General features: G+C 64.0%; 18 protein-coding genes. 4 read left to right on the forward strand and 14 right to left on the reverse strand.

From position 1 onward, the window contains the following. Position 1: 1 nt before the first annotated feature. The 7 genes from ACQCSZ_RS16750 to ACQCSZ_RS16780 form a co-directional block, all read right to left on the reverse strand. On the reverse strand, positions 2 to 1,507 hold the full coding sequence (locus ACQCSZ_RS16750) for an MFS transporter (protein WP_427004834.1): 1,506 nt from the start codon (positions 1,505 to 1,507) through the stop codon (positions 2 to 4). Continuing rightward, complete coding sequence (locus tag ACQCSZ_RS16755) at positions 1,504 to 2,637, reverse strand: acyl-CoA dehydrogenase family protein (RefSeq protein ID WP_427004835.1); 1,134 nt, start codon at positions 2,635 to 2,637, stop codon at positions 1,504 to 1,506. Before ACQCSZ_RS16755 ends, ACQCSZ_RS16750 begins: the two co-directional genes overlap by 4 nt. Beyond that, complete coding sequence (locus ACQCSZ_RS16760) at positions 2,634 to 3,815, reverse strand: acyl-CoA dehydrogenase family protein (protein ID WP_427004836.1); 1,182 nt, start codon at positions 3,813 to 3,815, stop codon at positions 2,634 to 2,636. The genes ACQCSZ_RS16755 and ACQCSZ_RS16760 overlap by 4 nt, the downstream gene beginning before the upstream one ends. Positions 3,816 to 3,986: 171 nt before the next feature. After that, complete coding sequence (locus ACQCSZ_RS16765; RefSeq protein WP_427004837.1) at positions 3,987 to 4,928, reverse strand: cytochrome b/b6 domain-containing protein; 942 nt, start codon at positions 4,926 to 4,928, stop codon at positions 3,987 to 3,989. Positions 4,929 to 4,939: 11 nt separating this feature from the next. Then, positions 4,940 to 5,926 carry an electron transfer flavoprotein subunit alpha/FixB family protein gene (locus ACQCSZ_RS16770; RefSeq protein WP_427004838.1) on the reverse strand — a complete coding sequence of 329 codons (987 nt, stop codon included), beginning with the start codon at positions 5,924 to 5,926 and terminating at the stop codon, positions 4,940 to 4,942. A 14-nt stretch (positions 5,927 to 5,940) separates the two neighbouring features. Next, a complete protein-coding gene (locus ACQCSZ_RS16775; RefSeq protein ID WP_427004839.1) occupies positions 5,941 to 6,711 on the reverse strand; it encodes an electron transfer flavoprotein subunit beta/FixA family protein in 771 nt (256 codons plus the stop codon). Between the two features lie 24 nt (positions 6,712 to 6,735). Next, the gene (locus tag ACQCSZ_RS16780; RefSeq protein ID WP_427004840.1) at positions 6,736 to 7,629 is read right to left on the reverse strand and encodes a MaoC/PaaZ C-terminal domain-containing protein; all 894 of its coding nucleotides are present in this window, start codon (positions 7,627 to 7,629) and stop codon (positions 6,736 to 6,738) included. Positions 7,630 to 7,804: 175 nt separating this feature from the next. Between ACQCSZ_RS16780 and ACQCSZ_RS16785 the strand changes: the two genes are divergently transcribed. After that, entirely contained in the window at positions 7,805 to 8,098 is a 294-nt protein-coding gene (locus ACQCSZ_RS16785; protein WP_427004841.1) for a hypothetical protein, read from the forward strand. Positions 8,099 to 8,450: 352 nt separating this feature from the next. Here the strand turns inward: ACQCSZ_RS16785 and ACQCSZ_RS16790 are convergent, their stop codons facing one another. The 5 genes from ACQCSZ_RS16790 to ACQCSZ_RS16810 form a co-directional block, all read right to left on the reverse strand. After that, on the reverse strand, positions 8,451 to 9,236 hold the full coding sequence (locus ACQCSZ_RS16790; protein WP_427004806.1) for an SDR family oxidoreductase: 786 nt from the start codon (positions 9,234 to 9,236) through the stop codon (positions 8,451 to 8,453). Positions 9,237 to 9,628: 392 nt separating this feature from the next. Continuing rightward, positions 9,629 to 11,101: a Re/Si-specific NAD(P)(+) transhydrogenase subunit beta gene (gene pntB, locus ACQCSZ_RS16795; protein ID WP_427004842.1), complete on the reverse strand. Its 1,473-nt coding sequence runs from the start codon at positions 11,099 to 11,101 to the stop codon at positions 9,629 to 9,631. Then, positions 11,098 to 12,663, reverse strand: a complete 1,566-nt coding sequence (locus ACQCSZ_RS16800) for a Re/Si-specific NAD(P)(+) transhydrogenase subunit alpha (protein WP_427004843.1) — start codon at positions 12,661 to 12,663, stop codon at positions 11,098 to 11,100. The genes pntB and ACQCSZ_RS16800 overlap by 4 nt, the downstream gene beginning before the upstream one ends. 67 nt (positions 12,664 to 12,730) lie before the next feature. After that, complete coding sequence (locus ACQCSZ_RS16805) at positions 12,731 to 13,345, reverse strand: gamma carbonic anhydrase family protein (protein ID WP_427004844.1); 615 nt, start codon at positions 13,343 to 13,345, stop codon at positions 12,731 to 12,733. A 2-nt stretch (positions 13,346 to 13,347) separates the two neighbouring features. Further along, entirely contained in the window at positions 13,348 to 14,094 is a 747-nt protein-coding gene (locus tag ACQCSZ_RS16810; protein WP_427004845.1) for an SDR family NAD(P)-dependent oxidoreductase, read from the reverse strand. A 71-nt stretch (positions 14,095 to 14,165) separates the two neighbouring features. On the opposite strand from ACQCSZ_RS16810, the gene ACQCSZ_RS16815 reads away from it, so the two are divergent. Continuing rightward, positions 14,166 to 14,588 (forward strand): VOC family protein, encoded by a 423-nt coding sequence (locus ACQCSZ_RS16815; RefSeq protein WP_427004846.1) that lies wholly within the window; start codon positions 14,166 to 14,168, stop codon positions 14,586 to 14,588. Here ACQCSZ_RS16815 and ACQCSZ_RS16820 read toward each other — a convergent pair. Further along, on the reverse strand, positions 14,585 to 15,472 hold the full coding sequence (locus tag ACQCSZ_RS16820; protein ID WP_427004847.1) for an aldo/keto reductase: 888 nt from the start codon (positions 15,470 to 15,472) through the stop codon (positions 14,585 to 14,587). The genes ACQCSZ_RS16815 and ACQCSZ_RS16820 overlap by 4 nt on opposite strands. Beyond that, on the reverse strand, positions 15,451 to 16,191 hold the full coding sequence (locus ACQCSZ_RS16825) for an SDR family NAD(P)-dependent oxidoreductase (RefSeq protein WP_427004848.1): 741 nt from the start codon (positions 16,189 to 16,191) through the stop codon (positions 15,451 to 15,453). Before ACQCSZ_RS16825 ends, ACQCSZ_RS16820 begins: the two co-directional genes overlap by 22 nt. Before the next feature lie 111 nt (positions 16,192 to 16,302). On the opposite strand from ACQCSZ_RS16825, the gene ACQCSZ_RS16830 reads away from it, so the two are divergent. Next, the gene (locus tag ACQCSZ_RS16830; protein ID WP_427004849.1) at positions 16,303 to 17,169 is read left to right on the forward strand and encodes a CoA transferase subunit A; all 867 of its coding nucleotides are present in this window, start codon (positions 16,303 to 16,305) and stop codon (positions 17,167 to 17,169) included. Next, positions 17,169 to 17,927, forward strand: coding sequence for a CoA-transferase subunit beta (locus ACQCSZ_RS16835; RefSeq protein WP_427004850.1), 759 nt, complete (start codon positions 17,169 to 17,171; stop codon positions 17,925 to 17,927). The genes ACQCSZ_RS16830 and ACQCSZ_RS16835 overlap by 1 nt, the downstream gene beginning before the upstream one ends. Positions 17,928 to 17,939 lie beyond the last annotated feature (12 nt).

Raw genomic sequence — 17,939 nt, forward strand, 5'->3', positions numbered from 1 at the left:
GTCAATCCTTAAGGGAGAGGTTGCCGACCTGGGCTTCGAATTCCTGTGCGTTCACGGCCTTTGTCGGTGGAATGAAGAAGACAACGACGATGGTCAGGACGCACGCGGAGATGAGCACGCCCACGACGAGGAAGAATCCTGATAGCGAGACGAAAGTGTTCGCGCCTGTGACAACAGGCGAGAACGCGAGCATCAGGCCCACGACCGAGGCGGCAACCGCCTGGAAGGCAGTGCGGGTTACCGCATTGACCGCGGTGGCGGTGCTGGTCTGTTCCGGAAGAACACACTCCACGATCACTGTTGGCATTCCGGAATAAAGGAAGCCGGTACCAAAGACCGTGACCACCATGCCGGTAATCACCATGGCAAGCTGGCCGGGAGCCAGACAGATGATGATCAGGCCGCTAATGGTCAGCAGCGAGCCAATCATCAGCCCCATGCGAGCACCGAAGCGGCCTGAAACCTTACCGATCAGCGGGGAGATGGCGAATGCCGCGGCGGCGGTGATGAATCCCAGCAGACCCGTCATGGTGGCGCTAAGCCCCAATCCCACAGGCAACGCCATTTCGCTGCCATCGGCCAAGGCGATGCTGCTGGGAGAACGGTAAATCGTCACGGTCAGGATATTCATGGTTCCGATTGGACCCAGGGCGATCAGCGCGGTGGCCAGCATGCCCAAGGCAAACTTGCGCTGGCCAAACATCCTCACGTTAATCATTGGTTCTTGTATGCGAAGCTCCCACCTGATCCATAGCGCCAGGGCGATCAGGCCACCGAGCACAAAGGCGAGTACCGAAAAGTCGGTCCAGCCTCGGCTCTTGCTCAGCGTCAACCCATAGAGGGTCGAAGCGATGGCGGCACCAAAGAGCAGTCCGCCGAAGTAGTCAATCCGGCCGGCCGCTGCCAAGGACTCGCGAGGTTCTGTGGCGATGCCGAAGTGCACCAGGATTGCGGCGAGGGTCGCCGCAATTGCCGCGGTCCAGAAGATGTAGTGCCAGGTGGCGTAGTCCAGGAACAGACCTCCGGCGAGCATGCCTGAGGCGCCGGCGATGAGAGCCGAGGTGCTCACCACAGCGATGCCCATGCTGATCTTGGCGGCCGGGAAGGTCGAACGAACCATACCAATGGCCAGCGGCAGCACCGCGCCGGAGACCCCCTGCATTGCGCGTCCCGCAACGAGCACAGCGAAGGTTGGGGCCAGGGCGCTGATGACCGAGCCGACCGCTGAAATCAGCAAGATGGCAACCAGGATTTTGCTTCGACCAAACTGGTCGCCCAGTCTGCCCACGAATCCGGTGGCAAGGGCTGCAACCAGTGAGTAGGAGGTGACTACCCACACCAGCTGCGACAAATCGGTGGTGAAGAAGTCCCCCGGCGTATAGAGCAACTGAACTGCCATCGAGGTCTCGAATGCGGCGATGGCCTCCGCGAACACCAGGATCGCGAGAATCGAACCGACGCTGCGGCCGACCACCACCTTTGACTCAACTTGTGAGCCCGCGCTCATGATCGTTCCAGCGGGAGAATCACGTCGGCAAGTTCCTCTGCCACCTGTCCGGCAGAGCCCCACAGCACGTCAAGTTCGCGTACCCAGATAAAGAAGCGGTGGATGTGATTATCCAGGTCCGCGCCCATGCCACCATGCAGGTGCTGGGTTGCGTGGACAGCACGGAAACCGCCCTCGCGGGCGCACCAGGAGGCGGCGAACGCGGCCAATTCGCCATCGCCATCGTTATCCAGCTGCCACGCGGCGTCGATGGTGGTCAGCCAGGCGACCTCGGAATCGATGTAGGCGTCGGCCGCGCGCAGCGCCACACCCTGATTGGTGGAGATTGGCCGGCCGAACTGCTCGCGTTCGGAGGTGTAGGCTGCGGTGCGACGTACCGCTTCGTCGCAGGCACCGGCGATGATGGCAGCCGCGGCGGTGAGCAGGCGCGGGCGGATCCACGAGGAAACCTCGCCGGCGGGGCGATCTGCACCGACCAGGTCTTCACGCGACACCAGCACATTGTCAAAGACCAGGGCTGCGTGCTGCTGCTTGGAGATTCCCTCAAATTGATCCATGTCGATTCCGGCGCGCTCGGCCTCGATCAGGGCTATCTGTTCGCCGTTCTCGGTGTGGAACTGAACCATGAGGTGAGTCGAGCTGGGAACGACATAGCCAAATTCAATGCTTCCGTTCAGCGCCCAGCCCTCTGCGGTTAGTTGGCCGTTGATACGCTGGCGAACCTCGGGCAGCACGACGCCCACACGTACGGTTCCCTCGCTGATGCCTGCAAGGGCGTCGAGTCCACCGAATTCGGCCAGCGCCAGTGCTGCGACGGCGGTGGTGATGAAAGGGACACGACCCAGATGACGTCCCTGGGCGCGAGCGATCAGGGCCAGGCCCACCATGCCCAGTCCAGGTGAGTCTTCATCGACGGGAAGCAGGGCTTCAATCAGGCCTGCCTCGGCGAGCTGTTCCCAGAGGGTGCGGTCGAAGGTTTCGCCGGCTCGATCTGAGGCTACATGTAGTTCATCGCTGCTCAGATGTGAGAAGATCTGGGCTGCGAGGTCGGCGACTGATTGCTCGTCCTCACCCAAGGTGAATTCCATGTTGGGGGCCTGCAGCGCGGTGTGAATGTTTGCGGTGCTCATCGTGCCTTCCTTGCCATGCCGAGGGTGGTCCAGGCGACAATCTCGCGCTGGATTTCGGCGACGCCGCCGCCGAAGGTGTTGATTTGTGCGCTCAGGTTCATGAGGGCCAGGCGTCCGGTATCGAAGCGCCACGGGGCGCTGGTGATGCGCGAGGATCCGGAACCCACGACTTCCAGCAGGGAACGGTATACATCGACAACCGTCTCGGTGGCGAAGATCTTGGCCGCAGAGGCGGAACCCGGATCGAGTTCGCCACGGGCGGTGGTTTCCACCAGCTTCCAGTTCATCAAGCGCATGGCGCGCAAGCGGGCGGTGGAGGTTGCCAGCAGATGACGCACCCACGGTTCGGAACCCAGTGGCTTGCCCTCGGCCGTCTGCTGCTCAGCGACCCATTCGCGGACATCGTCGAGCAGACCTTCGCAGATGCCGCTGTATGCGGCCAGCCCCACGCGTTCATGGTTCAGTTGGGTGGTGATCATCTGCCAGCCCTGGTTCTCCTTGCCAACCACGTTGGTGACAGGAACGCGCACGTTGTCGTAGTAGGTGGCGGTGGTGCTGACTCCGCCCACGGCGTGGATGGCGGTGGCGGCGAATCCCGTTGCCGTGGTGGGGACCAGGATCAGTGAGATGCCCTTGTGCTTGGGGGCGTCCGGGTCGGTGCGTGCAGCAAGCCAGATCCAGTCGGCACCGTCGGCACCTGACGTGAAGACCTTGCTGCCATTGATGACGTACTCATCGCCGTCGCGCACCGCCCGTGTGGTCAGGGAAGCGAGGTCGGTGCCGGCTTCCGGTTCGGTGTAACCGATCGCAAAGATGCATTCGCCGGCGAGAATCTTGGGAAGGAAGTAATCCTTCTGTTCCTGGGTTCCCTGGCTCATGAGGGTTGGACCAACTGTGGTCATGGTGATCATCGGAATTGGAGCGTCGGCGCGGTAGGCCTCGTCGTAGAACACAAACTGTGCGTCCGGGCCCAGGCCCTGGCCACCGTATTCGGTGGGCCAGCCGATACCCAGCCATCCGTCGCGGCCCATCTGAGCTTGGATTGCAGCGTGGACCGGGCCTCCCGCTTCGCCTTCTTCGCGCAATCCCGCGCGTACTTCGTCGGTCAGGAGATTCGCGAAGTAGGAACGAAGCTCCTCGCGGAGATTCGTTATCTCCGGGGAAGAACGTAGATGCATGAGGTTGCCTTTCATCGTTGACTAGGCGTTGGCCGTCGGAGACGGCAATGGGGGACCTAGAGTGTTTACCGGCCGGGTTTAGGCCTGGGGCCAAATCTGGAGGACCCAGGTGGGGGCCACTGGGCGGCAGGAGTCCGCTCGTGTGCGCGGGATCATCAGCCGACGGTGAGACTACTTCGAAACCTTGCCCATCAGCATGGCGAGGGGGCGCAGGAAGATCGGCCGGGCCAGGAACCATGCGGCGACCATCACTGCAACCGAGAATAGGAAGATCCAGAAGCCGAGCCATCCGGCATCGTCGCGTGTCGCGAACATGTGGTTGAGGTTCCTCATCGCACCGGTGGACAGCACCAGCGTCACGTGCATCACCACGAACGCGGTAAAGAAGAGCATGACGGGGAAGTGGATCTTACGGGCCAGTTCAACTGGGTAGGCTTTGTCCAACAAGGTGTTGCCCTTAGGCCAGGCCGGGCTCATGCGCATACCTGTAACTGCGGCCAGCGGGGCTGCGATGAAGACGATGGCGAAGTAGGCCAGCACCTGCAAGGCGTTGTAGTTGATCCAGCCGTTTTCAGCCGGCCAGTTGAGCGACGCATATTGGAGTGCCGTGCTTAGCGCATTGGGGAAGATGTCCCAACTGGTTGGCACGATGCGCATCCACCCGCCGGTGACAAACAGCAACACCACGAACACCAGGCCATTGAGCAGCCAAAGCACATCGAGGCTCAGGTGGAACCAGAGTTCCAGGCTGATCTTGCCGGGCTTGTTCTTGGTTTTGAACAGGCCTGTGTTCTTCCGCGTCCAGTACGCCTTGGGGCGGGCAGTCGTGCGGACCTGCCAGCCCGTGCGGATGATCAGCACAATAAAGAAGGCGTTGAGGAAGTGTTGCCAACCCAGCCAGGCCGGCAAGCCCACCGGCGCATTCGCGGGCAGAGCGCTGTGCCCGGGGTATGTCAGCAGAAAGTCCTGCACCGCGTCCAGTCCACGGAAAGCTTTGGCCAACAGGACCCCCACGGCCAGGGCAGCCACGGCAATCAGCACCCGTTTGATCAGGGACGTCCATGTTTTAGCCTCCGCCTTCGGTGGCGATCCTGGTGTGGTCAGCAACGGCATGTCATTTCCCCTTAGACGCCAGCGCCGACGTTGCTGCGTTCTTTGATAGCCGCCTTGAGTTGTGGCAGGACCGTGAACAGGTCTCCCACAATGCCGAAGTCGGCAATATCGAAAATCGGTGCGTCCTCATCCTTATTGATCGCTACGATGCGCTTGGCGGTCTGCATTCCGGCACGGTGCTGGATGGCGCCCGAGATTCCTACGGCGATGTACAGTTCCGGCGCCACGGTGACACCGGTCTGGCCGACTTGGTGACTCTGCGGGACATACCCGGAATCCACTGCAGCGCGCGATGCCCCCAGCCCTGCTCCCAGGGCATCAGCCAGTTCTTCGATCAGCAGGAAGTTCTCCTTTGAGCCGAGGCCGCGTCCTCCTGAGACTACGATCTTTGCCGTGCGAAGCTCGGGGCGGCCCGGGGCGGAGACGCGCACATGGGTCGCTTCGATGGCAGCCGCAGCCCCGGTAGCAACCTCCAGCCGGATAACGTTGCTTTGCGGTTCCGCCACGGGGGCAGCCGCTTCTGAACCGGTGGAGGACACAGTGATCAGGGCAATGCCCGTTCCGATGGTGGACTCGGTGTGGTAATTTCCGCCAAAGGCCGAGTGGGTGGCAACGATTTTGCCTTCTTGATTTCGCACCTCGAGGGCCTCGAGCATGACAGGGTTTGAGGTGCGGGCCGATAGACGGCCAATAGTCTCGCGGGCATCTGCGCTGTTGGAGGCGACGACGGCGCTCGGTGCGTAGCTGGTGATGGCCTCGGTGAGTGCTGCAACGGAGGCGGCGGCCACGTGGCTGGTGGCCGTTTCGGTTTCGCCGATGAAAACCTTTGCGGCACCGAGCGCACCAAGCTCGGCCACGAGCGCGGGGCTGTTACCGGGATTGGCGGCTACTATCGCGACTGGTTCACCCAGAGCAGATGCCAGGCGCAGCAAATGGGTGTTGCCCGGACGCAGCGTGCCGTTCTCTGTCAATTCAATGACTACCAGAATGTTGGTCATGACGTGCATTCCTTTCAGATCAGGTTTTCGGCGCTGAGGTAAGCGGCAAGTTGCTGCGCTGCGTTTCCGTCATCGAAGACTTTTGTTCCCGCGGTACGCGCAGGGCGCTTGGCTGCACTGAGCACCAGGTTTCCGTCGGCGTGGTTAATCATGGAGACGCCGACTGCTTCCGCGCCGTGGACCGCCAGTGGTTTGCGCTTGGCGATCATGATTCCCTTGAACTTAGGGAACCGCGCCTCACCGGATTGTTCCGTGACGGAGATGACGGCGGGAAGCGCGGCAACGAGGTTCTGGGTGCCATCGACGCCTTGGCGCTCCCCGCGGATCGTCGAACCCTGCACATCCAGCGAGCTCAGCGGTCCCAGGAAGGGACGTTGGAGCAGTTCAGCCACCATCGCGGGAACAACGCCACCGCGTCCGTCGGTGGATTCGTTGCCGGCGATGACCAGGTCAAAACCCCCGTCCTTCAGGGCGCCGGACAATGCTCGCGCGGTAGTCAGTGCATCGGCTCCCGCCAGAAGCTCGTCCACCAGGTGAATCGCCGAATCTGCGCCCATCGACAGGGCCTTGCGCAGGGCCTCGGCGGCGGCCGCCGGGCCCATGGTGACAGCGACAATTTCCACGCTCTTGTCGGCATCCTTAAGCCGCAGCGCGGCCTCGAGCGCGCGTTCGGTAATTTCATCAGCAACCTGCGCACCTGCCGTACGGTTCACGGCGCCGGCGGCTGTGAGGTGTCGATCGTCTTCGGTATCAGGGACTTGTTTAATTAACACTGCAGTTTTCATGGTTGTCTGCTCCTTGCCGTGGCCCTAGGCCGTTGCCGTTTCCGGTTCTTGAGAGCCGCGGCCTGGTGCCGCGGTCCGGTGTGTGTAAGTGCCGCGGTCGAGTACCACGGTGTCCCCCACCCGCACCTGGAAAATCGCACCTGTTTCGGTCCGCCAGATGCTGGTGGTTAGTTCATCGCCCGGAACCACCGGTGCGGCAAAGCGGACGCTCAACGAACCGAAGGCATCGGGATCCGAAGCAGCGACACCGTCCAATAGGGCGCGTCCGGCAAACCCCATAGTGCATAGCCCGTGCAGGATCGGTTTCTCGAATCCGACCAGCCGTGCCAGTTTCGGATCCGAATGCAGCGGATTCCGATCCCCGTTCAGCCGATAAATCAACGCCTGATCCAGCGATGTTTTCTGTGTGAAGGTCAGGTCGGCGGCACGTCCGGGTACTTTCCAGTGATCCGGTGGAGCGGCATCCGAACCGAAGCCGCCCTCGCCGCGGACGATCATGGAGGTGACGCTGGTGGCCACGGGTTCGCGGGTCTGCGCATCCAGCAACTCAGTGGTCTGCTCGATGAGGGCGTTCTTGCCCTTGTCGTAAACGGCGCTCATGCCGGACATCGGGATCACTGATCCCGAACTGCTGAGCGTACTGTGCAGCGTGATGGTCTGGCCGCCGTGCAGGACCTGCGAAAGCTTGAAGTCTCCCATGTCATCCATGGATCCGCCGGCGCCACCCAGAAGCACGGCGAAGGTCGGCAGCACACGCTGTTCGATGCCCCGCGAATTTTCTGTGGTGAAGGCGAGGTTGTGGGTTTGATCTTGGGCGCCGGCACCGACGCTGAGTGCGTAGAGCAGTGCGTCCTTGGAGTCCCACGAGCAGGGAGCTCCCTCGCTGATCTTCCCGATGTTGTGTACATGGATCGCCATGGCGTTCTCCCCTAACCACGGGTGGGCCCGTGCGGTTTTGGCGCTCACCCTCATGGGTGGCCTGGATCACTAAAAGACTATAACGAGATTCTAGTTCTTGTCTATGATCGGGGGTCGTTGGGTACAGGACCGGCGGCGTGCCTAGCAGCAGATGCTCGCGATCGGATCAGCTCTGATGGCAAGACCTCGGCTCCTGCTCTTGGACGAGCCGTCCGGCGGGCTCGCACCCGTGATCGTCAAAGAGGTCATGCAGCGGGTCTCCGAGCTCAAATCGACGGGCATCGGTGTGCTGCTCGTAGAGCAGGCTGTAGAGGCGTCGATCGCTATCGCCGATCACGTCGCTGTGCTCGACATGGGCCGAACAGTGCTTTCGGCACCCGCGGGACAGGTCTCGGACATCGAGGTCCTGAAAGACGCCTACGTCGGACGCCATGGCGCAAGCATCACCACCGGAGGAGAAGGCTCATGAGGCTGCACCTGACCGGATGCATCCACCGCGTTGGCGCAGCCAGGCAGCGTGGAGCTCACCACGAACGGACGCGTCCTCAGCCCAGAGCCTGTCTCACCGGGTCAAAACGCCCTGATCGCGCAGGCCGCCCGGCCGGTACGGTCTTGCGGGCGAGGCGCCCTCCGTCGGCGGCTGCGACCGCCCGGCGGAGGCCCTCAGGAGGGGACCCCTCACAGCTCCCGCTCGTATACTCCATGCCCCGGCGATCCTCTCTGCTGTGCGGAACTGGGAGACCTCCCGGATGCCGTAGCGTGCCGGCCAACGAGGTCCTCCCCCGCTTGAGTGTTATGCCACCAACGTCTTGGCTGTACAGCTAGTTCCAGATGTCGTCGCCGCGGAGCGTGGCATCAGCCCCGCCGTCGATGTAGATGGTCTGTCCGGTGACGTGCGTGTTCTCTTCGCTCGTCAGCCAGACTAGAAGCCGTGCGATGACGACGCCATCCGAGTGTCCGTTGAGGGGCATCGGCACGGCAGCGTCGACCATCGCGCGACCTTCTTCTGAAGCGAGCAGGTCCCGAGTCATCGGCGTGAGAACGGTGCCTGGAGCGACCGCGTTGACGGGAATACCGGTTCCGGCGTAACGGGGAGCGATGCTCTCGCGGCGGACCCAGCGGGAGAGGGCGCGCTTGCTCGACGTGTAGTTAAGGAAACCGGTCTCAGGTCCCTCCGCTTCGAGTGCACCGCCGATCTTCAGGGCAAGTTCCTCGTCCCCGGCCAGGAGAGCGTCGACGAGTTCCGCTGAATTCTCTTGCAGGGACGCCATCGAGCTCACTACGGCGATGCGCGGGGAGTCACTCTGCGCAAGCGCCCCGGCGAGGCCGTTGAGCAGGGCTGTCACGCCAAAGAAATTGACGGCGACGGTAAGGGCCTTCGGCGCGGCGATGCCCGCGGCCGCGATAATCCCGTTGATCTTAGAATCGGAAGCGGTCAGCACGTCGGCGATGGCGCCATTCCTTCCCGGCCTTGTCGAGAGGTCGGCTTCGACGTCGGCATTGCGGAGGTCGACTCCGATGACGCGGTGTCCCCGCTCGCGGAGGAGGTCGGAGGTGGCCTGACCGATCCCTGAGGCAGAGCCGGTGACGACGTAGGTGCGGGTCATGAGGTGACCTTGCTTTCTTTTGGGCCACATGGGCTTGTTTGTGATGACTTAGGGTCGACTCATGGCTAGACGAGAGGCAGATGCTCCAGCAGCTGATGGCTGTGGTGAAGCAAGAACTCGTGCCTGTAATGAAGGCCAGTCCAGGGGGATGCAGCGAGCTCGTCCAGATTGAAGAGTTGCCGGGTTTCTGGTGGTTCGGTGTCATGCTCCCGATCCCGTAGGCGTGATCGAAGGACTTTCAGAGCAAGACTGGTAGGAGGAACTCGGCGCTTGAGCATAATCGCTTTCTCCATCTCTTTCTTCGGGGTGCCTCAAAGCTCGGTCCAGGAAGCAAACCGAAACAGGGAACACAACAGGGATATGCCGGGGAAACGCCCAAAATGTGTTTGGTGTTAGAAGGCGCGGAGGATGTCTTCGACGCGTTGTTTGGCGTCGCCGAAGAGCATCTGGGAGTTGTCTCGGTAGAAGAGGGGGTTCTGCACACCGGCGTAGCCGGCGGCCATGGACCGTTTGAACACCACGACGTTCTCGGCCTCCCAGACACGGAGCACGGGCATGCCGGCGATGGGGCTGGACGGGTCCTCGGCCGCGGAGGGGTTCACGGTGTCGTTTGCCCCGATGACGAGGACGACGGAGGTCCCGTTCAGGTCCTCGTTGATTTCGTCCATTTCCAGGACGATGTCGTAGGGGACTTTCGCCTCGGCGAGGAGCACGTTCATGTGGCCCGGCAACCGTCCGGCGACGGGGTGGATGCCGAACCGGACGTCCACTCCCCGCTCCCGCAGTTTGTGGGCGAGTTCGGCGACGGGGTACTGGGCCTGGGCGACTGCCATGCCGTAGCCGGGGGTAATGACGACGCTGGAGGCGTTGGAGAGCAGCTCGGCGGTTGCCTGGGCGGTGATTTCGCGGTGCTCGCCGTACTCCGCGTCCGCCGCGGTGGGGGCGGCGATGCCGAAGCCGCCGGCGATTACGGAGATGAAGGACCGGTTCATGGCCTTGCACATGATGTAGGACAGGTAGGCGCCGGAGGAGCCGACCAGGGCGCCGGTGATGATGAGCAGGTCGTTGTTCAGCAGGAAGCCTGCGGCTGCGGCGGCCCAGCCGGAGTAGCTGTTGAGCATGGAGACGACGACGGGCATGTCGCCGCCGCCGATGGAGGCCACCAGGTGCCAGCCCAGGCCCAGGGCCAGCACGGTGACAACAATGAGCAGCCACAGCTGGGAGTCGTTGACGTACCAGATGGTGAGTGCGGCAAACGCGGCGAGGGCGCCGAGGTTGATGGCGTTCTTGCCGGGCAGCATGAGCGGTGAGGACTTCATCCTGGCCGAGAGTTTGAGGAACGCCACGATCGAGCCGGTGAAGGTCACCGCTCCGATGAAGACCCCGATGAAGACCTCGGCATGATGGACTGCCCTCAGGGCCTCGGGCAGATGGGGGGCCTCCAGATGGCCGTTCCAGCCGACGAGCACTGCGGCGAGGCCAACGAAACTGTGCAGCAGGGCGATCAGCTCCGGCATCCCGGTCATTTCCACGACCCGGGCGCGCCAGAGTCCGATGGCGCCGCCGACCAGCACCGCGGCCACGAGGAGGACCAGGCCGGTGCGGGCCGGCTCTGACCCCCACGCGCCCTGCAGGGTCAGCCAGATGGTGGCCGCCAGGGCCATCACCATGCCCGAGATGCCGTAGATGACGCCCGTACGGGCCTTCTCGTGTTTGCTCAGGCCGGCAAGGCTGAGGATAAACAGCAGGGCCGCGACGATGTAGGCCGCTCCCGCGATGGACTCTGCGGTCAACGGACCGGAGACGGTTTCAGACACGGTAAGACTCCTGGCTATGATCTGGGTTGCTTCGTGTGCGGCGCTCATCCGTTGGCGCTCTTTCCGCGGGAGAACATCGCGAGCATGCGCCGCGTGACGGCGAAGCCGCCGAAGATGTTGATGCTGGCCAGCAGGACCGCAACGGCGGCGAGAACCTGCATGACGATGTTCCCGGAGGTGACCTGCAGCAGCGCACCGACGACGATGATGCCCGAGATGGCGTTGGTCACGGACATCAGCGGGGTGTGCAGGGCATGGTGGACCTTCCCGATGACGTAGAACCCGACAACGATGGAGAGCAGCAGCACGGTGAAGTGCTGCGGCAGCGGCGCCGGAGCTACCGCGTTGATCCCAAAAAGAACCGCGATGCCCGCGGCAATGAGCCAGGCCTTGCCGGCAGGGCCCAGTCCCGTCTTCTTCGCCGCCGTCCCGGCAGCGGACTCCCCGGCACGCGCGGCGTCAGTCTGCACCGGGGGCGCGGCGGAGACCTGGACAGGGGGCGGCGGCCAGGTCTTCTCCCCGTCCCGCACCACCGTCACCGAGCGCTGCACGACGTCGTCGAAGTCGATCCTCAGGACCCCGTCCTTGTCTTTGGTGAGGAGCTTGAGCAGGTTCAGCATGTTCGTCCCGTACAGCTGTGACGCCTGGGCCGGCAGCCGCCCGGGCAGGTCCGTGTAGCCCAGGATCACGACGCCGTTGTCAGTGACCACGCGTTCCCCGGCGACCGAGCCTTCCACGTTGCCGCCCTGCCCGGCAGCCATGTCAACGATGACGCTGCCCGGCTTCATGCCGGCCACATCCTCGGCCGTGAGCAGCTTCGGTGCAGGCCGGCCCGGAATGAGGGCCGTGGTGATGATGATGTCCACGTCCCGGGCCTGCTCGGAGTAGATCTCGGCAGCCCGGGCGTTGTATGCCTCACTCGTGGCCTTGGCGTATCCGTCGGAGGACTTCATGACCTCCTCGACCTCAACCTTGAGGTAGGTCCCGCCGATGGACTTCACCTGGTCAGCCACCTCGGGCCGCGGGTCCGTCGCGCGCACGATCGCACCCAGGCTGCTCGCCGCCCCGATCGCCGCCAGGCCGGCAACGCCGGCGCCGGCGACCAGGACCTTCGCCGGGGGAACTTTGCCCGCCGCGGTCACCTGGCCCGTGAAAAACCGGCCGAACTCGTGCGCGGCCTCAATCACCGCACGGTACCCGGCAATGTTCGCCATCGAACTGAGCACGTCCATCGATTGCGCCCGCGAGATCCGTGGCACGGCATCCAAGGCCAGCGCTGTGATTGGACGCGCCGCCAACGCCTCCACCAGCTCCGGCCGCAGCCCCGGACTCAACATCCCGATCAGCGTTGCACCGTCCGCGAGACGGGCGATCTCATCTTCAGTGGGCGGATTGATCCGCAAAACCACTTCACTGCCCCACGCCTCGTCCGCGCCGACGATCAGTGCACCCGCTTCGGCATAAGCGTCATCACGGAAGGACGAAGACTCCCCCGCACCCTTCTCAACCACAACCTCGTAGCCCAACTCCAACAACTGCCTCACGGTGACAGGCGTCGCCGCCACCCTCGTCTCGCGACCTAACTCGGCCACAATGCCAATACGTGTCATGTTCACTCTCCCTCATCCTTACAAAAACCCGAGGCGCGAATCCGCCGCCGGGCAAACCCACGCTGGTCTATTTCTGCCCTCGCGGCCGCTCGTGGAGCGGCTGGGTGAGCTCCTTCGTGGTACTCACCCGCTGGCGGTCCTCTTCCACGGCAGCAAGCGGCTGCACAGCTCGAAGCGTGGCGAGACTGCGCGCGGCGAGCGCCTGGTAGATCCCCACCCCATGTCGCTTCCAGCTCAGGATGTCCTCGTCCAGCGTGCGGATCACTGTGGCCGGGCGTCCGAGCACGAGCGATGCCGGCGGAACAATCGTGCCGGCTGTCACGACCGAGCCGGCACCGACCAGGGCATCCGCACCGATCTCGGCCCCGTCCAACACGATCGAGCCGATGCCGATGAGCGCATAGGAGCGCACGACACAGCCATGCAGCACCGCGCCGTGCCCGACGTGGCTGTTCGGCTCCAGCACTGCATCGGCCCCGGGGAAGGCGTGGATGGTGACCGAGTCTTGCACATTCGAGCCGGCGCCGATCGTGATGCGGCCGAAGTCACCGCGCAGGCTGGCAAACGGGCCAATGTAGCATCCGGGGCCGACGATCACGTCGCCGATCAGGCTCGCCGACTCGTGCACGAAAGCACTCGGGTCGACGACCGGTACGACCCCTTCGATTTCATAGCAGGTCATGGCTACGCGGTCACTCCGCCGTCTACGACGAAGTCCTGGCCGGTGCAATAGCTGCTCGCGTCGCTGGCCAGGAATGCGACCATGTTCGAGATCTCCTCCGGCCTGCCCGCCCGCGGGATCGGGATGTTGGCGATGAACCCGACGCCCGCGCGGGTGTCTTCGCTGATCATGGTGGTGTCGACGGCGCCGGGGCAGATCGTGTTGACCCGGATGCCGAATTGACCGTACTCTCTGGCCACGGATCGGCTTGCCCCACGCAGCCCCCACTTGGACGCCGCGTACGGCACCCGCTCCGCGTAGCCGGCGATTCCTGCCGTCGAGGAGATGTTGATGATGGAGCCACCGGCCTCACGCATGGCGGGAAGCACGGCCTGCATACCCAGGATCGGCCCGATGAGGTTGATGTCGATGGTGCGCTTGATCGTCTGCTCGCTTGTCTCTGCCAGCGGTGCGACCGGGCAGTAGCCGGCGTTGTTCACCAGCACGTCTACGCGCCCGAACGCCGTTACCGCAGCGTCCACCACCCGGTCCCAGTCCCCGGGCGACGCGGCGTCGTGGGCGAGGCCGATCGCATCGACGCCGAAGGTCGCGGCCAGCGCACTCACGCCAGCCGCGTCGACATCGGTGAGCACGAGGCGGCCGCCGAGGCCATGAAGCAGCGCGGCGTGCGCACTGCCCTGCCCGCCGGCGGCTCCGGTGATCAGCACGACCTTGTCGCGCAACTGGATGACCGGGGAGGTCGTCTTCATGGTTTTCCTCCAGTAGTATCTGGCAAAACAAACGTTTGATAGGGGAAGTAGTGGCGCATCGACTTCATCACATGGGTATCACGGTGAGCGACATGGACACCGCAATCGAGTTCTATCGGGAACTCACCGCGGGAGAGGTCATCGGCCCGCTCGTCAAGAGCGGACCGGCCATCGAGGCCGTCACGGGCTACGCGGGCATCGAAGTGCACCTGGCTTTCGTGAGCCTGCCGGGCGGAGACACGATAATCGAGCTCGCCGAGTACCGCGGCGGATCTGGCGAAAGCATCGACCCCGACAACGGGAAGGCCGGTTCGTCGCATCCCGCGATCGTCGTCGACGACATGGATGCCACGCTCGAACGCATGCGCGCCCGCGGGGTGCACTCCACCTCCGACCCCAAAACTGCAACCGACGGCCCACTCGAGGGCTACCGCTACGTCTATCTGATCGGTCCCGACAGGCTGCGGGTCGAGCTCCTCGAGGCTCCGCACTAGGCGTCGCCGTCTAACCGACGCAGCTCGTCCGGCGTCAATTCGAGGTCCACTGCCGCAACGGTGTCCAGAACGCTCTCGACACGACTCGCACCAGGAATAGGAATCAGCGCCGGCGAGGCGGCGAGGGCCCACGCGATTGCCACCCGCTGCGGGCTGACACCGCGCTCCACGGCGATCTCGGCGAAGGCGCTCGAGGTCTGCCCCAGCCCCTTCGCCGCCCGCATCCCCCCGAGCGGCCCCCAGGCCAGGAACGCGAGCCCATGCCGCTCACACAGGGCGATCATCGGAGCCTCGGAGCGAGCAACGGGGGAGTACTCGTTCTGCACACTCACGAGCGCGCCACCGAGCACGTGCAACGACTGGGCCAGCTGGGCGGGATTGACGTTGGAGACTCCAACATGCTGCACGATGCCGTCGTCCACGAGCTGGCGCAGCGCGCCCATCGACTCTGCATAGTCGACCTTGGGGTCCGGCCGATGAAGCTGGTAGAGCGGGAGTGAGTCGAGGCCGAGGCGCGAGGCGGACTCCCGGGCGGCCCGTGCCAAGTGCGCGGCTGACCCGTCGATCCACCAGCTGGCATTCTCGTGGCGGGTGTGACCGCCCTTGGTCGCCACGACGACGCGGTCGAGGGCCCCGGGGTAGCTGCGCAGAGCGTTGATCAGGGCGAGCTCATTCACGCCGTAGGCCTCGCTCGGCCCATAACTGTCCGCCGTATCGAAGAACGTCACCCCCGCGTCGAGAGCGGCGTGCACCGCGCGACCCCCCCGTGCGACATCGAAACCCTCGACCTGGGTGAGGGTCATGGCACCCATGCCAATTGCAGAGACGCTCAGGTCACCGAGCCTGCGTGTCGGGAGCTCCCTCACTTTCCAGCCGCCGTCCATCCGCCGTCAACGGCGAGGCACTGGCCGGTCACAAAAGTGGCGTCCAGCAAGAGGAATACAATGCTCGCGGCCATCTCCTGCGGGGTAGCGAAACGACCGAGCGGCGTTCGCGCGAACACCTCGGCGGCGTCATAACCGCCGTCGAGCATCTCCTGCACCATCGGCGTCAGTGTGTGACCTGGCGCGACTGAATTGACCCTTACCCCGAGCGGTGCCCATTCGATCGCCAGGTTCTCGGTGAGCTTGCGCACAGCGGCCTTGGCCACGCCATAGTCGGATTGTTTCGCCCAGCCACCGAAGGCGGTTGTCGACGACACCGTCACAATCGACGCCGACCTTCCCTCAAGTCGCTGCACCACCTCACGGCTAACGGCGAGCGTGCCGAGCACATGCACGTCGAGCACCCGGCGCGTGCGGGCGAGGTCAAGCTCGAGGGCGGGAACGAATTCACCGCGGATACCGTGACAGAGCACGATGCCGGTCGCGACGCCACAGCGCACCTGCGCCGCCCCTACTGCGTTCTGCACCGCCGCCTCATCGGAGGCGTCAACGGCGAAGAATTCCGTGTGCACTGCTTCGGATGATCGCGCGGGCTCCTGCAGATCAAAGATCGTCACCCGTGCCCCGCGCGCGGCGAGAAGCTCGACAACCGCTGCACCGATCCCGCTGGCACCACCAGTCACGATGATGTGCTCTCCTAGAATCTCTGCCTCACGCATTGCCGTCCTCCTTGACGCTTTACGGCGCCGGTCGTTGCACCGGGGACCATGCTAGTCTTAAAACCAAACAAGCGCTAGGTCTGAAAAGTCGCGAGAAAAGAGGAGCAGCGGATGCCTGACAAGAGGATCGGACTCAGTGAGGCGATTGCGTCCATTGAGTCAGGAATGACCATTGGCATCGGGGGGTGGGGGTCGCGTCGCAAGCCGATGGCCCTGGTTCGAGAGCTGCTGCGCAGCGACGTGACCAACCTCACCGTCGTCGCCTTCGGTGGCCCGGATGTCGGCCTGCTCGTCGCGGCAGGCAAGGTGCGCAAGCTCATCTACGGCTTCGTCTCGCTCGACAGCATCCCGCTGGACCCGCTGTTCACCGCGGCACGTGAGCGTGGCGGACCCGAGATCCACGAGTACGACGAGGGCATGTTCGTCACCGGACTGCGCGCAGCCGCATCGCGCCTCTCGTTCCTACCCACCATCGCCGGGCTCGGCTCCGATGTGATGGCGGCGAACCCCCATCTGAAAACCATCAGCTCCCCGTACTCTGACGATGAGTACGTAGCGGTACCCGCCCTTCCTTTGGACGTCGCGCTGATCCACGTCAATCGTGCCGACAGCGGCGGCAACGCCCAGTTCCTCGGGCCCGACCCGTACTTCGACGACCTCTTCGCCATGGCCGCCACGCGCACCTTCGTGAGCACAGAGCGAATCATCCAGACGGAGGAGCTTCTGAACGAGGGCTCGTTCCACACCCTCATGCTCAGTAGGATGTACGTCACCGGTGTCGTCGAGACCCCCGGCGGCGCGCACTTCACGACCTGTGAACCGGATTACGGTCGCGACGAGCCGTTCCAGCAGCACTACGCAAAATCGGCGAAAGACCCAGAGAGCTGGCGCGCGTTCGTCGCTGAGTTCATCGACTGCGACGAGGCCGATTACCACGAGGCAGTCGCTCGCTTCCACGCAGCACAGGAGAAGAAGTAATGGCCACCAACGTCACCATCGCCGAGATCTGCATCGCCGCTTGCTCAGACGCCTACCGCGAGTCCGGAGAGCTGCTCGCGCACGCCGTCGGCACGATTCCGACGCTCGGTGCGCGGCTGGCCAAGCTCACACACTCCCCCGACATCATCCTGAGCGACGGCGAGGCCTTCATGATGAGCGAGCCGCCCCCCCTCGGCAAGTCCGCTGCGAGCGGCGGGGTCATCGAGGGCTGGGCTCCTTTTCGTCGCATCTTCGACATCGTGGCAACGGGTCGGCGCCAGAGCATGATGGGGGCCAGCCAGATCGACCGATTCGGCAACCAGAACATCTCGCTGATCGGCGATTGGGACAAGCCCAAGCGTCAACTCATTGGCGTGCGCGGCGCGCCGGGGAACACGGCCAACCACCGTGTGGACTACTGGGTGTCGCGCCACAGCACACGTCTGTTCGTCGAGTCGGTCGACATGGTCTCCGGCGTTGGCAATGACAGGGCGCGCGCTGCCGGTTCGGCACTGCGGTTTCATCACCTCGGTGTGATCGTCACGAATCTCGCGGTGCTCGGTTACGATGAGGTCGGCCTCGTCGTCGTGCTATCGATCCACCCGGGTGTCGACCCGCAGGCAGTGGCGCAGAACACGGGATTCGCCCTGGAGGTCAATGGCGCGCCGCTCACCCGTATCCCCACCGCCGAGGAACTGCACCTCATCCGCGAGGTCCTGGACCCACGCGGGGCCAGGACCTCAGAAGTGCCGGCTTGACTGGCGCCCCGG

The organism is Pseudarthrobacter sp. H2 (assembly GCF_050157045.1).
Taxonomy (GTDB): Bacteria; Actinomycetota; Actinomycetes; order Actinomycetales; family Micrococcaceae; genus Arthrobacter.